Source organism: Cohnella fermenti, assembly GCF_004801405.1.
In the GTDB taxonomy this organism is placed as follows: Bacteria; Bacillota; Bacilli; order Paenibacillales; family Paenibacillaceae; genus Cohnella; species Cohnella fermenti.
On record NZ_SSOB01000067.1, the window covers coordinates 25,792 to 41,086 of the forward strand.

The window sequence follows — 15,295 nt, forward strand, 5'->3', positions numbered from 1 at the left end:
AGGAGGAGTATAGATGCGTATTCTGACCGGAACCTTGATGCACGAGACCAATACGTTTAACGACCGTCCGACGACGCTCGAAGACTTCCATCCGCTAAGCGGATACGAGCTGTTCGCGCACGACTTCTGGAGAGGCAATGCCGAATCGACCGGCGGCATCATCGAGACGCTGCAGGCGGAAGGGGCGGAGGTCGTTCCTTCCGTCCACGCGGTCGCGATGGTGTCGGGCACCGTCGAGGATGAAGCCTATGCGGCCATCCGGCGTTCGGTGCTGCAGGCGATCCGCGAAGCCGGGCCGCTGGACGGCATCTGCTTCTGCCTGCACGGCTCCATGTACGTCCGCTCGGTCGAGGACCCGGAAGGGGACTTGATGAGCGCCATCCGGGAGCTCGTCGGGCCGCGCTTGCCGATCGTGGTCACTCTGGATATGCACGCCACCGTGACGGACGAATTGGTGCGCAGCGTGAACGGGTTCGCCGTGTTCCGCACGGCGCCGCATACCGACCGCTACGACACGGGGGTTCGCGCGGCGGAGCTGCTGCTTCGCATCATCCGGCGCAAGCTGCAGGCGGTGACCGTATCGGTCAGGCTGCCGCTGCTCTTGTGCGGGGAGAACTCGATGACGGACGTGTCCCCGATGAAGGATCTCATCGCCGAAGTGTACGAGGCGTCCCGGCACAAGCACGTCATGAATGCCGATTACGTGCTGGGGTTCCCTTGGGCGGACACGCCGCATCACGGCATAAGGGTTCTGGTGACCGGGGAAGCGGCTCACCTGGAATCGCTGCTCGATCATGCGACGCTGCTTGCGCGGTCGATGTGGGAGCGGCGCGAACAGTTCCTGTTCTCGGAAGAAGCTTACCCGCTGGAGGAAGCTCTTGATGTCGCGCTCGGAGAGAGCGCGGGCTCGGTTAGTGCGGGTCCGATTGTCGTATCGGACACGGGCGACAACCCGACGGCCGGTGCCGCCTGCCATGTGACGCTCGTTCTCGAGAGGCTTCTGGAGCGGGGCGCCGACAGAACGCTTGTGGCCGTCATTGCGGATGCGGCGTCGTACCGGGCGTGCCTGGAAGCCGGCGCCGGCGCGAAGGTCGAGCTCGCGCTCGGAAGCCGCAGGCCCGATGCCGCCGATCACTTGCCCGTCAGCGCGGAAGTGCTCTCGCTTCATCCGGGCATCGATCCGGACGGCAGGGACAAGCAGCGCAGCAACGCGGCGGTCGTGCGCATCGGCGGCATCGACGTCATTGTCGCCGAGCGGCGCATGGCGGTGTACGATCCCGGGTATCTGGAGCGGCTCGGTCTCGATGCCCGCAGCTATCGGCTTATCGTCGTCAAGAGCGGCTACCTGAGTCCGGAGTACAGGCAGTTGTCCAGCCGCGCGCTGTTCGCCCTGACGCCGGGCCATACGTCGATCGACTTGAAGAATATTGAATATGCGAAGTCGGGAGGGGACCTCTATCCCCAAGATTCTGCGGCCACCTGGGATGCCGAGGAAGAGCGCGAACGGGCGAGACGGGAAGCGTTGCGGCTCCCGGCGCTGGAGAATGCCGACAATCGGCATGAGCCGGTGTTCGCGATTCCCTTCGATCCGGCCGGCTACGCGAGGAACGGGGCCAAGGTCATCAAGCGGAGGCTGTCGCAGTTGCGCCACTTGTACAGCGATAAGGCGGCCGTCGACCTGCTGCTGGGGAACGAAGATCCGGTTGTCTACGAGGTGTACGAGATGCCCCACCCGTATGCGCCGACGGACCTGCTGATCAACCTGACCGTCCTGTTCCCGGGGCAGGCGGGCGGCGAGCCGTACATGACGAAGGGACACTTCCACGCCGAGCCCGACACGGCGGAAGCGGTGATCGGCCTGGAGGGAGAAGGGGAGATGCTGCTGCAGCGCCGGGACGGCGAGCTGCGCAAGGTGCCGGTTCGCCAGGGCTGGATCAGCTATGCCGGCGGAGGCTGGGCGCACCGCGTCGTCAATACGGGGAACAAGCCCCTCGTCTTCTTCGCGGTGAGCGGGGCGAATATCGTTCACGACTACGAGACGGCGGAGCGGCTGAACTTCCGCTGACGGGGAGGCGGGGGCGACGGGAGCGGACGTGGCTGCGGCGGTGACATCGAATGCGGGGAAAGTGGCTGCGGCGGCGGGTGTGACAACGAATGCGGGGGAAAGTGGCGGCAGCGTCGGAGCGATAGAAGTTGAACGAATGAATTTAACTTAGCAAGTTACAATCGCGCAGAACTGCGAGCCGGAAACTCCTGACCCGCAGCCGGAACGAGCGAATAAGCCTGAAATTTCGACTATAATTCGTGGTCCGCGGCCGGAACGAGCGAATAAGCTTGAAATTTCGACTATAATTCGTGGTCCACAGCCGGATTGAGCGAATAAGCCTGAAATTTCGACTATATTTCGCAGTCCGCAGCCGGAACGAGCGAATAAGCTTGAAATTTCGACTATATTTCGCAGTTCGCGGTCGGAACGAGGGAATAAGCTTGAAATTTCGACTATATTTCGCAGTCCGCAGCCGGAACGAGGGAATAAGCTTGAAATTTCGACTATATTTCGCAGTCCGCAGCCGGAACGAGGGAATAAGCCGGTCTGCGGCAAGAACGGCCAGCTTCCAACTTCACCGCAATAGAACCTTATACCATGCGCGCAGTATCGAAAACGAGTGTGCTCGTTATAATCTTTGGTTCAATGTGTATAGCTGCGCTTGTCCTTGCGGTACTTGGCCGGCGTGACGCCGAAGTGCTTCTTGAACAGCTTGCCGAAGTACGGAAAGTTCGTCAGGCCGATTCGCCTGCCGATATCGCGGACCGGCAGATTGGTTGCCGCGAGCAGCAGGCTGGCTTCCCGCAATCTTCTGGCGGTCAAGTATTCGCTGAGCGTCGTTCCCGTCTCCTGATGGAACAACCGGGAGAGGTGGGAAGGGGACACGAACAGCTCCTCGGCCATGCGATTCAACTGGAATTCCTCCTGGTAGTGCCGCTCGATCCATTGCATCGCTTTCTCCGCATAACGCAAGGGGCGCGGGCGAGCGTCGAGCTCGGAGAGCCGTTCTCCGTCCGCCGAGTACGCCCTCCGAATGAGCTGCAGCAGGCCGATGGACAGCAACGCCCATTCCTCCTGTCTGCGCTCCAGGGAGTCGGCCGTTCGCACGGCTTCGGCTCCGCTCCGCAGCAAGGGCGCAGCTTCCGCGGCAAGCGGCCCCAGCTCCAGATGCTGGAGGGGCAGCTCGCTCTGCCACAGGAAGCGCAGGAAGCGGCGCAGGGCCGGGAAGCCGTCCAGCCGGGCGTCGAGCACAACCGGATCGAAGACGAACACGCTGCGGACGTATTCGGTGTCCGGGCTCATATGAATCCGGTGCAGTTGGTAGGGCTGGAACATCAGCAGCGAGCCGCTCTCCACTTGAACGAGCTGGTCGCCCGCGATCGCCTGGCCGGAGCCGCCGTGCACGAATAGCCATTCGATGCCTTGATGGGCATGGAAGAAGTGATATTCGGCCTCCCGAATTCGATAATTCAGGAAGAAGTGATCGGTCAGGTCCAGCCGTTCGATCAAGGCGAAGGTTCGTTGCGGCACGGGGACGACTCCTTTGCAGACGATAGGTTACCCGTATCATACCACAGGATGACAAGAAGGAAGACAAGGGGGATCCGCATGTTTAACAAGAGACCGATTAACCGAGTCGATACGTTGCGAATAGAGCTGGCAAGCGAATACAAGGAGGTGCTTCCGCTTGTTGCGAAGCTGGCGGACTCCGACGAGCCGGTGAACACTCTCCTCATCGACGGGACGCACGGGGCCGACTTCGAAGGCTTCGCCGCGAAGCTGGCGGCGAGCCTTGAGGAGCGCTCGATCCGCACGGCGATCATTCGAACCCGCGACTACCTGAGAAGCGGCGAGGAGCTCAGACAACAGTTTGCCGAAAATATTACCGACAACAGAGCCTTCGGCCGGGTCACCGCTTCCGGGACAATCGCGGACTACTTCCGACCGACGGCTCCGGACGAGTGGCGGGAGGAGAAGTTGAAGCAGGGGCGTCTGGCCTCCGGCGCAGGCGGGCCCTTGCGGATCATCCTTCTGGGGCCGGGAGCCCGCTGGCTAGAGGGAGGCAGGAGGCCGGGCGTGTTCCTGGACGTATCCCGGGAGCGCCAGCAGCGGCTGTACGAGGGCGAGCTGCTTAACTTCGGCCTGGACGAGAACGAGGATGCGCTGGAGAAGTACAAAATCGCCTTCTTCGTGGAATGGCCGATTGTGGAACGCTACCGCAAGGAGCACCTGGAGCGGTTCGACTTCTATGTGGATATGAACGATCCCGAATCGCCTGTCGCGACAGGGACGGGAGAGCTGCTGCGGCTGATCGCGGAAGCGGCGTCCGCCCCGATGCGGGTGAAGCCGTTCTTCGCCCCGGGCGTCTGGGGAGGCCAATACCTGAAGCGCCTTGCCGGGCTGCCGGAGCAATGGGACAATTGCGCATGGTGCTTCGAGCCGATCGCGCCGGAGAATTCCATTCTGCTCGGAAGCGGAGAGAAGACGATCGAAATCCCGTTTACCCTCGTCATGAACTCGGCGTACCGGACGGTGCTGGGCGACCGGGTGAGCGGACTGTTCGGCGATTTTTTCCCAATTCGTATGAATTACCTGGACACGATGGGCGGCTCGAACTTGTCCGTCCAGGTGCATCCGAAGCAGGAGTACATCCGGGAGCGCTTCAACTATATTCTCGAGCAGCAAGAGTCCTACTATATGATGGAGCAAAAACCGGGCTCGAAGGTTTACCTGGGGCTGACCGAGTCCTGCACGGAGGAGCGCTTCCTGGCGGCGGTTGCCGATGCGCAGATGACGGGCACGCCGTTCGACTTCACCGAGTATGTGCAGGAATGGGAGTGCGAGAAGGGGGATCTGTTCCTCATTCCGACCGGTACGGTTCATTGCTCGGGGAGCGACAACTTCGTCCTGGAGATCTCGGCGACGACCTGGTGGTTCACCTTCAAGCTGTACGATTACGTCCGGCCGGGCCTCGACGGCAAGCCGCGCCCGATCGACATCGGCCATGCGGCTCCGAACATCGATTGGCACAAGCAGACCGATTGGGTCGGACGCGAGCTGATCGCCAGGCCCGCCCTTCTGTCGCGGCAAGGCGCGAACGAGGAATATGCGCTGGGGCGGAGGGAGGACCTGCTCTTCTACGTCAACCGCATTCACCTGGCGGAGCAGTGGACGGACGATACCCGCGGCGAGGTGCTGCTGCTTAACCTGGTCGAAGGGCAGCGCGTGCGGCTCGAGCCGATTGCGGCCCCGGACAAAGCCGTCGAGCTCGATTATGCGGAGTCCTACATCGTCCCGGCGGCTGTCGGCGCTTACCGGCTGATCAACCTCGGCTCCGCTCCGGCCAAGCTGATCAAAGCCGGCGTGTCTCCGCAATGGGAGCGAGCTGTCGCTTATGAGTGATTACATCCTCGCCTTCGACGTGGGCGGAACCTTCATCAAGTCGGCCGCGCTGCTCGCTTCGGGCGAGCTCGTCCCCGAATCGGTCGCGTCCTACCCGGCGAAGGCGTCGCTGGGCCGGGAGGAGCTGCTGGGCCATCTCACGGAGCTTATATGGAGGCAGATGGGCACCATTCTGACCGGCGATCCGTTGGCGAGGCTGCACGGAATCGGCTATGCGTTCCCGGGAGAGTTCGATTACCCGAACGGGATCAGCTACATTGCCGGACTGGGCAAGTTCGAGAGCTTGTACGGAGTGAACCTGAAGCAAGAGGTGACGGCGCGGGTGCTGGCGGATGCGGCGGGGCTGGGCAAGCGGCTGTCCCCGCGCTTCCGGATCGCCTTCGAGAACGATGCGAGCCTGTTCGCGCTCGGCGAATGGAAGCTCGGCAAGGCGCGCCCCTATCGCCGTTCGGTCTGCCTGACGATTGGAACAGGCGCAGGCTCGGCCTTCCTGGACGGCGGTCGGCTGGTGAGCTCGGGGGCGGAGGTGCCTCCCCGGGGCTGGATATGCTTCTTGCCGTTCGGCGACGGGATCGTCGACCAATATGTGTCGGAGCGGGGATTCCTGAAGCTGGCTGCGGACTTGGCGGGGCCGGCGGGTGCCGCGGAGGGATTCGGCATCAAGGGGCTCGGCGTCAGGGAGTTCGGCGTCAAGGAGTTCGCGGCGATGGCTCGGGAAGGGAACGAAGCTGCCAGGAGGGCGTTCGACCAATTCGGCAGGAACATCGGCGAGGTGATCAACCGCCATCTGTCCGCTTTCCGGCCGGAAGCGATCATCCTGGGCGGCCAGATCTCCAAGAGCAGCGACCTCTTCCTGGGCGGCATACTGGACGTTCTGCACGACAAGGCCATGGCCATCGAGACGACCGACGACACCTCGCTCAGTACGTTCGCGGGCGCGGCGGAACTGCTGCGGCTGGAATGAGCCCGGTGAAGGCGGCATACGGACTGATCGGCCGCAATAGCCTCGTTTATGGAACGAATCGATAATGGTATACTGAGTAGATCTTGAATAGCACGTTCCGCGAGGCAGGCGAGCCGTCGCTGAAGGAGATTATCCTTCTGAACCCCTATACGGAGCCGGACAGCCCGGACGACAAACAATCGATTATGGACATTAAAGCCCGTACGGCCAAGGGCGAGATCCTGAACGTGGAGATGCAATTGTTCAATCCGTATCACATGGAGAAGCGCACCTTATTCTACTGGTCGGAGATGTACTATCATCAGATACCGCGAGGCGGCAACTACAATACGCTGCAGAAGTGCGTGACGATTAACATCCTGAATTATTCGTGCCTGCCGAATGAACGCTACCACAGCGTGTTTCACCTGCGGGAGGATCATACGGGGATTGCGTGCGCGAATGGCGTACGATGCTCGGATGAAGGCGCTCAGCGATGAGAAGTCCCGGATCGAGAGCGCGAGGCAGGCGGGTAAAGCTGAGGGTAAAGCTGAAACTGCTGTAAAAATGCTCGAGATGGGCATTGAGTTGGAGATGATTGAGAAGATCACCGGTATGACGGCGGAAGAGATTCGGGCGCTAAGGCCGTTGCAGTAGGCGAGAGATAGAATCCTTTGATTGGAAGATTGGCAGCGGCCGCTCCCTTCTTGGAGCAGGCCGCTTTTTCTGCATAACAAGCGAGGACGAGAATTTATGCGAAAAATCACATTGGCGCTCCCTGCTAACGGGCGATTTGGACGATTATATGCGAAAAATCACATTCATAGGGGCTGTTCCGACCCGAACGGCCCCTATATATGTGAAAAATCACATAAAACCCCTCGATTGGCGCGGTATCCGACCCGGAGAATGTGAAAAATCGCATAAAATCGGCTCAATCGGTACCGGATCAAGCGGAGGTAGGCGCCTAGAAGGGGACTTCGACCGAACGAGCGCATTAAAACAGTCAAGATATTGTCCGAATATAACTTTATGTGTTATAAACGAAAGTAATATTACTCTCTGGGAAAAGCCGGCGGGAAGAAGGGGGACTATCGGTTATGCGATTGTACGGAAGGAATTGGACACGCCGGGAGCTGGAGGCGCGCATCGGGCAGATTGGGCAGATCGGCGGCATTCGGCGGATGACGCTGACGGAAGGGAAGGAAGCGGGAACGGAGCTTGTCCGGGTGCGCACGGGAGCCGGGCTCGCCTTCGACATCGTTCCTTCCAAGGGGATGGATGTCTCTCTTGCGGAAGCATGGGGCTCGCCGATCTCCTGGCAATCCCCGAACGGAGACGTTCATCCGATGCATTACGAGCCGGAAGGAGCAGGGTGGCTTCGCACCGCGTCCGGCGGGCTGCTGATGACCTGCGGCCTTGCTCATGTCGGCGCTGCTTCCGATGATGCTTCGGGCAGCTACGGCTTGCACGGAAGGGCTCATCATACGCCGGCCAGGCATATTTGTCTGCGCGAGGAATGGGTCGGCGACGAGCTGGAGTGGAGCGTATCCGGGACGGTGGAGGAGTCGTCGCTGTTCGGAAGCCGGCTTAAGCTGACGCGCGAGTACTCCGGGCGACTGGGCGACAACCGGATCGCGATCCGAGACAGGGTGGAGAATGTCGGCTTCCGCCCCGCCCCACATATGATGCTCTATCACTTCAACTTCGGGTTCCCGCTGCTGGACGAGCAGACGGCAATCCGATTCCCTTCCGCCAGGTGCGAAGCGCGCGACGCTCAAGCTCCGCTGGACCGCCACTCGACATGGGAATCCCCGGCGGCCGAAGCCTCCGAAGCCGTCTACTATCACCATCTCCGCGAAGAAGCCGCGGACACGGACGGAATGGCGGAGGCGAGCCTGCACCAGCCTTCTTTTCCAATGGGCGATGCGGCTCGGCCGGTGACGGTCAGGCTGCGTTGGTCGGCGGATACGCTGCCTATGCTCGTCCAGTGGCGAATGCCCGGAGCAGGAGAGCATGTGCTTGGCCTGGAGCCCTCCAATTGTAAAGTGGAGGGGCGCGCGGCGGAGGCGGACCGGGGCGGACCGCTCTTGCTCCCGCCGGGCTCGTCCGTCATCTATAAGCTGGAACTGATCGTCACCTGAAGGTCATACGCGAGGAAGAGGGGAGCACAAGCTTCGGAAGGATGCATGTTGACCGAATGCCAGGATTTTTCTACCATGAAGATAGAGGCGGGAACCGTGTGCCGTTATCCAAGGGAGGACCACACGTTGCGATGGGTCATGACACCGAAAACTGTTGCGCTTTTTGCTCTCGGACTTTTGCTCCTTTCTGCGACGATATGGCTCGCACGTTCGAAGCCGTCTTCGCTTCCGACATGGAGGCAGGCCCCTGTGGCGGTCGACGGCGTACTTGATTTGACAGGCTGGGATTTCGAACGGGACGGCGAGGTGAGGCTCGGAGGTGAATGGGAGTTCTACTGGAATGAACTGTTGGCCGCTGATGATTTTGCCGATCCGGCGGTAATATCCCGCCGCACCGTGGGGAACGTTCCGAATATATGGTCCGATTATGCCATCGAGGGACAGAAGCTCCCCGGATTTGGCTACGCCACGTATCGATTGAACATCAAGCTGAACGACGCCGAACAGGAGCTTGCTCTCAAAATACCAATGCTGTCCACCTCTTGCGCCGTCATGGTGAACGGTATCCTGGTTGCTCGCTGCGGTCAGGTCTCCGAACAGCCGGAGGACGCCATCGCCCAATATAATCCGCAGATTGTCCGCTTTCATGCAGATCACGAGCAGCTTGAAATTATCGTGCAGATATCCAATTATTTATATAATAGCGGCGGAATGTGGTACGCGCTCGATTTGGGAACGGAGCGTCAGGTAGAGGCATTGCACGATATCGGTCTCGGCTTCGACATGATTATGTTTGGCACGTTTTTATTCATGGGACTGCACCATATCTTTATATATATTCAAAGAAGAAAAGGAAAGACGGCCCTTCTGTTCGGCATTGGATGCTTGATCGGAGCGACCCGCCTTTTGTTCGTCGGAGAATTGTTTATTCTCAAGCTGTTTCCGAACACGGGCATTCCCGTTATTGCCGCAGCGGGGTACATAACATACTGCGGCGGCGTTCTCATATTCGTATTGTACTTGCGCAGGTTGTATCCGAACGAGTTCTCGCAGCGGGTCGCACAGGCGGTAACCATTGTGTCGGGACTGTTTGTGCTGTTGGAGTTGTTCACGCCTTTGCATTTTTATTCGGACATTATTATCTATTTCCACTTGTTTATGCTTCTGGTCTGTCTGTTGTTGTTGCGGTCTGCCTGGCTGGCTGTTCAACGGGGGCGGGACGGTGCGCGATGGCAGGTGTTCGGCATTGCTTTTTTTATTGCGATGTTCGTGCTGGATATCGGGGTAACCACATTCTATATTTCGACGAATGTTCAGTATACGTTGGTTTCGTACATTTTAAATCGGCAACTTGTCTTGCTCGGTTTGTTCGTGCTCGTGTTCGTCCAGACTATCGTTCTGTCGCAGCGATATTCCTCCGCTTTCCGCACAATCGAGAATATGTCCGAGAAGCTGATTGCGCAAAATAAAATGAAGGACGAGTTTCTGACCAATACGTCGCACGAATTGATCACGCCGCTGCATGGTGTGATGAATATGTCCCAGTCGATGCTTGAAGGAGCGAGAGGGCACCTGAACGCCGAGCAACGGCATGATTTGTCCGTCATTGTATCGGTATCCCGTCGATTGACCAATTTGATTCACGATATTCTGGATTTCTCCAAATTAAAAAACAATGAAATAGTGCTCCATAAGCGCGAAGTGTCGCTGCAAGCGATGATGCGAATCAATCTGGAGGTGTTCCAGCATCTGATCGGGGACAAGCCGCTCCGTATTGAATTGCGGTTGCCAGACGAATTGCCAATGGTCTATGCCGACGAGAACCGACTGCAGCAAATCTTGTACAATTTGCTTGGCAATGCGATCAAGTTTACGGAAGCCGGCTCGATTGTCGTTGCCGCTGCATCTGTCGGGAACATGTTGGAGGTGCGGGTGACCGATACCGGCATCGGCATTCCGGCGGATAAGCAGCAACTCATTTTTCAATCGTTCGAGCAGGTCGGGGCCCCGGTGTCTCAAGAATACGGAGGAGCGGGACTGGGACTGTCAATTGCAAGGAGGTTGGTTGAATTGAACGGCGGCCAATTGACCGTCGCTTCGGAGGCGGGCAAGGGCTCGACGTTTACGTTCACGGTGCCGATAAGCAAAGGGACAACAGGGGAGTATGCCGCAGACGCTTTGCCGCTGGAAAGAGAGCAGTTGGCGTTGCACAGCGTACCGCTGCCAACGGGAGCCAAGGAGGCTGATTGCACAAATACAATACTGGCAGTCGATGACGATCCGACCAACCAGCAGGTGATGCTTAACATTTTGGCGGGCGAGCCGTACCGTATCGTGACGGCCCGCAGCGGCGAAGAAGCGCTGAGGCTGTTGGACGGGCCGGATTCGTTCGACTTGCTGATACTCGATGTGATGATGCCGGGAATGACCGGTTACGAGACGGCGCGGGAAGTCAGGGAGCGCCTGAGTCTGACGGAGCTTCCGATTTTGCTCGTTACCGTCAAAAATAATCCGGAGGATTTGCTGGGCGGATTTTCAGCAGGAGCGAACGATTTTTTGAATAAGCCATTTCATGCCTATGAACTGAGAGCAAGGGTAAGGACGCTGCTGGAGATGAAGAACGCGGCAGAGATAGCCGTTCAATCGGAGCTGGATTTTTTGCGAGCGCAAATCAAGCCTCATTTTTTATATAACGCATTGAGTACGATCATCGGAATATGCCCGCGCGATCCGAAAGAAGCCAGCCGCTTGCTGAAGCAGCTCAGTTTTTATTTGCGTGGCAGTTTTGACTTCCGAAATTACGAAAAATTCGTGTCCATTCGGAAAGAGCTTGAGTTGGTAGAAGCATATTGCTCTATTGAGAAGGCGCGTTTCAAAGAGAGATTGCGTATTATCTATGCAGTAGACGGTGCGATTCATACATTGATTCCTCCAATGACTGTGCAGCCGCTGGTAGAGAACGCGATCCGGCATGGTGTCACCAAGCGGATGGATGGAGGAACAGTAACTGTAACGGTAAGACGAAGACAGGATGCAGTCGAAATTATCGTGGAGGACGACGGAGTCGGCATAACGCAGGAGCGGTTGCCGGAATTGCTGGCAGAGTATCGGGAACAAAGCGGTGTGGGCTTGTATAACATTCATCAGCGATTAAAAAAAATGTACGGCGTCGGCTTGCGCATTGACAGCGCAGCAGGGCGAGGAACGAAAGTATCGTTGCGCATTCCACTGGATAGCGAGGTGACATCGGACCATGCTGAAGGCTCTGTTGATTGACGACGAGGGCAGCGCTCTTGATGCGCTGTTGGATGAGATGAACGAATTTGACGAAATTGAGGTTGTCGGAACGTTTACAAATATAAATCAAGCGTTGCAGTGGATCGAGGAAGCGCAGACGCGTGTGAATGTCGTATTTCTGGATATCGAGATGCCCGGCATGAACGGGTTGGAGGCGGCGGAGCGCATCATGGAGCTCGACGCTTCGATTGACATCGTGTTTATTACCGCATACGACCAATATGCGATAGAGGCGTTCGAGGTGAACGCAGTCGATTATTTGCTCAAGCCGGTAATGACCGAACGATTGGCCAAGACGATCCGTGGAAGACTGTCGTCGGGTCGTCGGGCGGCAGGGGAGCGCGAGTGCCCGTGCAGATTGACGTGCTTCGGGACGTTCCAGCTTCATATTGCCAAGCCGGCAGCGCAAATTGTAAAATGGCGCACGAACAAAACGAAGGAATTATTCGCCTATTTTGTTCATTTCAAGGGAGAAGAGCTTCCCAAAACGCATATTATCCGGGACGTATTCGCCGAGTTGGATGAACGTCGCGCGGTTGCGGCCCTTCATACAAGCGTTTATTTTATTCGGAAAATGATCCGTTTTCACGCGCTGGACCCATACATGCAACTGCACTACACGAACGATTGTTATCGGTTTGCGCTGAGCGGCGTTGATCTCGATGTGGATGAATTTCGGGTAGCCGCTGATCGGGACAAGACCGTGACCAAAGAAAATCTCCGGCTATGGGAGCGCGCCGTCGCCTTGTACCGGGGCGATTATTTGAATGCGCACGATTATGTATGGGCAGTGCATGAGCAACATAAGCTTCGTCTTTCCTTCTTGGGAATATTGGAAATTTTATACGAGAAATACATAGGGGAAGGTATGCCCGATAAAGCAGTTGAACTGCTCAAAGAGGCGGAGAATTGCAGTCCCCTGCTGGAAAAACTCCATGAGATGTTGTTGACGGCTTATGGATTAACCGGAGACCTGGATGCGCTAAGAAGTCATTATGACCGGATGAGGAACTTGTTTCGGGAGGAGCTGGGCGTTGCGCCAAGCCCGTCCGCAGAGGAAATTTATCGAAGGTGGTTGCAATAACATCATTTGGCTCCTTTCCTGTAGCACCGCTGAGACAGACAGACGGGTACGCACGGAGCGCTTGTCGAGAATTTGACAAGAGTCGACATGCTACAATTTCTGCAGGTCTGGAAGAGCGGACAATACAGAAGATATTACCGCTTCGATTGAAACGGTAATCATTTTTTTGTGAAGGGAAGGGTTAATGGTGAAGCTGATGATTTCATTTGCCTATTGGAAAAAGATGCTGGTTGCTGTTTGTGCGGTGATTATTGGAACGATGCTGTATTCGCTGGTGCCGGCTCATTTGCAGTTGCCGGGAACCGGCTCTGCGGCATGGGCAGCGGATAGTGGTCCTGTTGTGACAAATCTATCGTATAGCCTTGGCGAAAAGAATTTAACACCGACCAAAAGGTTGCATTGCTATTCGCTCAAAACGGACTGCCCGGTCGTAGAGTGGGGTGGATTCACGTATTGGGTTTACGGAGAAACCAATAACAGCTTATATTTGACGGTTGCCGCCTTTGACGATAACAAAAATCTGATCGCCTATCGGACTTATGGAAAGGATTCTGCTTCAGATCCCGGAGAAGGGGCGAGATATCATTATCTGACCACGGTGGATGCTGAGGCGCAAACCATCATCCTGTGGGGGCAAGGCGACAATACGATTACAGTTCCATGGTCGGATCTGACGGCCTTGCAAGTGCCGATGACTGAGACAGTGTTGACTATATCACCGAATCCTGTAGTACATGGAGACGCGGCATTGTTGACAGCCAGGGTTTCCAGCTTGGACGGAACTCCCGTCAGTACGGGGGTGGTAACGTTCAAGATGGGCTCTGCGGACGTGGGATCCATGCCATTGGATGCAGAGGGGCAAGCCTCTTGGGTTCTGACAGATACCTCTGTCGGCTCGTATTCGTTTATCGCCGAATATTCCGGGGGTGGTTCCATATACGGAACCAGTTCAGGCAGCGCTGTGCTCACCGTGAATGACTCCAAACGGACGATAAGCTTTGACACTAACGGAGGAGATCCGATCGCTTCAATTGAAGTTAGCGACGGTTCTGTGATAAACGACGCTTACACAACGACACGTGTCGGATACCAATTTAACGGATGGTTCAGCGATGCCGAACTAGATCATGCCATTGTCTTTCCTTTAACTGTGGTATCGGATATGACATGGTATGCCGATTGGATTGATGTGACGCCTCCGGCAGCCGCGACGCTGACGGCTGACCCGACCGCGCCGACGAACGGGAACGTGACGGTGACGATCACTTACCCGGAGGATGCGGCCGTGCGGGAGTACAAGGTTGGCGCCGGCGCATGGCAATCGTACACGGGGCCGGTGGAAGTAACGGATAACGGGACGATTATTTACGCGAGCTCGGCAGATGCGGCGGGGAACGAGTCGGAGGAGAGCAGCTACGCCGTGAGCAACATCGACCGTGAGGCGCCGGCAGCCGCGACGCTGACGGCTGACCCGACCGCGCCGACGAACGGGAACGTGACGGTGACGATCACTTACCCGGAGGATGCGGCCGTGCGGGAGTACAAGGTTGGCGCCGGCGCATGGCAATCGTACACGGGGCCGGTGGAAGTAACGGATAACGGGACGATTATTTACGCGAGCTCGACAGATGCGGCAGGGAACGAGTCGGAGCAGAGCAGCTACGTCGTGAGCAACATCGACCGTGAGGCGCCGACTGCCGCGACGCTGACGGCCGACCCGACCGCGCCGACGAGCGGGAACGTAACGGTGACGATTGTCTATCCGGAGGATGCGGCCGTGCGGGAGTACAAGGTTGGCGCCGGCGCATGGCAATCGTACACGGGGCCGGTGGAAGTAACGGATAACGGGACGATTATTTACGCGAGCTCGACAGATGCGGCGGGGAACGAGTCGGAGCAGAGCAGCTACGTCGTGAGCAACATCGACCGTGAGGCGCCGGCAGCCGCGACGCTGACGGCCGACCCGACCGCGCCGACGAACGGGAACGTAACGGTGACGATTGTCTACCCGGAGGATGCGGCCGTGCGGGAGTACAAGGTTGGCGCCGGCGCATGGCAATTGTATACGGAGCCGGTGGAGGTAACGGATAACGGGACAGTACATGCCCGTTCGACAGATGCGGCAGGGAACGAGTCGGAGGAGAGCAGCTACGTCGTGAGCAACATTGACCGTGAGGCGCCGACTGCCGCGACGCTGACGGCCGACCCGACCGCGCCGACGAGCGGGAACGTAACGGTGACGATTGTCTATCCGGAGGATGCGTCCGTGCGGGAGTACAAGGTTGGCGCCGGCGCATGGCAATTGTATACGGAGCCGGTGGAGGTAACGGATAACGGGACAGTACATGCCCGTTCGACAGATGCGGCGGGGAACGAGT

General features: G+C 57.8%; 7 protein-coding genes and 3 pseudogenes. 9 read left to right on the top strand and 1 reads right to left on the bottom strand.

All coding sequences use genetic code 11. The features are described 5' to 3' along the window. The first annotated feature begins 13 nt into the window (after positions 1 to 13). Entirely contained in the window at positions 14 to 2,065 is a 2,052-nt protein-coding gene (locus tag E6C55_RS31415) for a M81 family metallopeptidase (protein ID WP_136373800.1), read from the top strand. 624 nt (positions 2,066 to 2,689) lie between these two features. On the opposite strand, the gene E6C55_RS31420 is transcribed toward E6C55_RS31415, so the two are convergent. Next, entirely contained in the window at positions 2,690 to 3,577 is an 888-nt protein-coding gene (locus E6C55_RS31420; RefSeq protein ID WP_136373801.1) for a helix-turn-helix domain-containing protein, read from the bottom strand. Positions 3,578 to 3,655: 78 nt separating this feature from the next. On the opposite strand from E6C55_RS31420, the gene E6C55_RS31425 reads away from it, so the two are divergent. The 8 genes and pseudogenes from E6C55_RS31425 to E6C55_RS31455 form a co-directional block, all read left to right on the top strand. Continuing rightward, a complete protein-coding gene (locus tag E6C55_RS31425) occupies positions 3,656 to 5,449 on the top strand; it encodes a class I mannose-6-phosphate isomerase (protein ID WP_136373802.1) in 1,794 nt (597 codons plus the stop codon). Further along, positions 5,442 to 6,413, top strand: coding sequence for an ROK family protein (locus E6C55_RS31430; protein ID WP_136373803.1), 972 nt, complete (start codon positions 5,442 to 5,444; stop codon positions 6,411 to 6,413). Before E6C55_RS31425 ends, E6C55_RS31430 begins: the two co-directional genes overlap by 8 nt. A gap of 83 nt (positions 6,414 to 6,496) precedes the next feature. Next, a pseudogene (locus E6C55_RS31435) lies at positions 6,497 to 7,049 on the top strand (Rpn family recombination-promoting nuclease/putative transposase); the annotation flags it as partial. A gap of 443 nt (positions 7,050 to 7,492) precedes the next feature. Then, on the top strand, positions 7,493 to 8,536 hold the full coding sequence (locus E6C55_RS31440) for an aldose 1-epimerase family protein (protein ID WP_136373804.1): 1,044 nt from the start codon (positions 7,493 to 7,495) through the stop codon (positions 8,534 to 8,536). Positions 8,537 to 8,785: 249 nt separating this feature from the next. After that, positions 8,786 to 11,812: a hybrid sensor histidine kinase/response regulator gene (locus tag E6C55_RS31445; protein WP_168735980.1), complete on the top strand. Its 3,027-nt coding sequence runs from the start codon at positions 8,786 to 8,788 to the stop codon at positions 11,810 to 11,812. Beyond that, the gene (locus E6C55_RS31450; RefSeq protein ID WP_136373806.1) at positions 11,790 to 12,917 is read left to right on the top strand and encodes a response regulator; all 1,128 of its coding nucleotides are present in this window, start codon (positions 11,790 to 11,792) and stop codon (positions 12,915 to 12,917) included. The genes E6C55_RS31445 and E6C55_RS31450 overlap by 23 nt, the downstream gene beginning before the upstream one ends. Positions 12,918 to 13,608: 691 nt before the next feature. Next, positions 13,609 to 14,034: pseudogene (locus E6C55_RS35515) on the top strand (Ig-like domain repeat protein); the annotation flags it as partial. A 45-nt stretch (positions 14,035 to 14,079) separates the two neighbouring features. Next, positions 14,080 to 15,295 (top strand): annotated as a pseudogene (locus tag E6C55_RS31455) (OmpL47-type beta-barrel domain-containing protein); the annotation flags it as partial.

What these genes read in the sequence shown, in the direction of transcription:
- E6C55_RS31415 (WP_136373800.1), top strand. Translation starts at nt 14, where the DNA reads ATGCGTATTCTGACCGGAACCTTGATGCACGAGACCAATACGTTTAAC.
- E6C55_RS31425 (WP_136373802.1), top strand. Translation starts at nt 3,656, where the DNA reads ATGTTTAACAAGAGACCGATTAACCGAGTCGATACGTTGCGAATAGAG.
- E6C55_RS31430 (WP_136373803.1), top strand. Translation starts at nt 5,442, where the DNA reads ATGAGTGATTACATCCTCGCCTTCGACGTGGGCGGAACCTTCATCAAG.
- E6C55_RS31440 (WP_136373804.1), top strand. Translation starts at nt 7,493, where the DNA reads ATGCGATTGTACGGAAGGAATTGGACACGCCGGGAGCTGGAGGCGCGC.
- E6C55_RS31450 (WP_136373806.1), top strand. Translation starts at nt 11,790, where the DNA reads ATGCTGAAGGCTCTGTTGATTGACGACGAGGGCAGCGCTCTTGATGCG.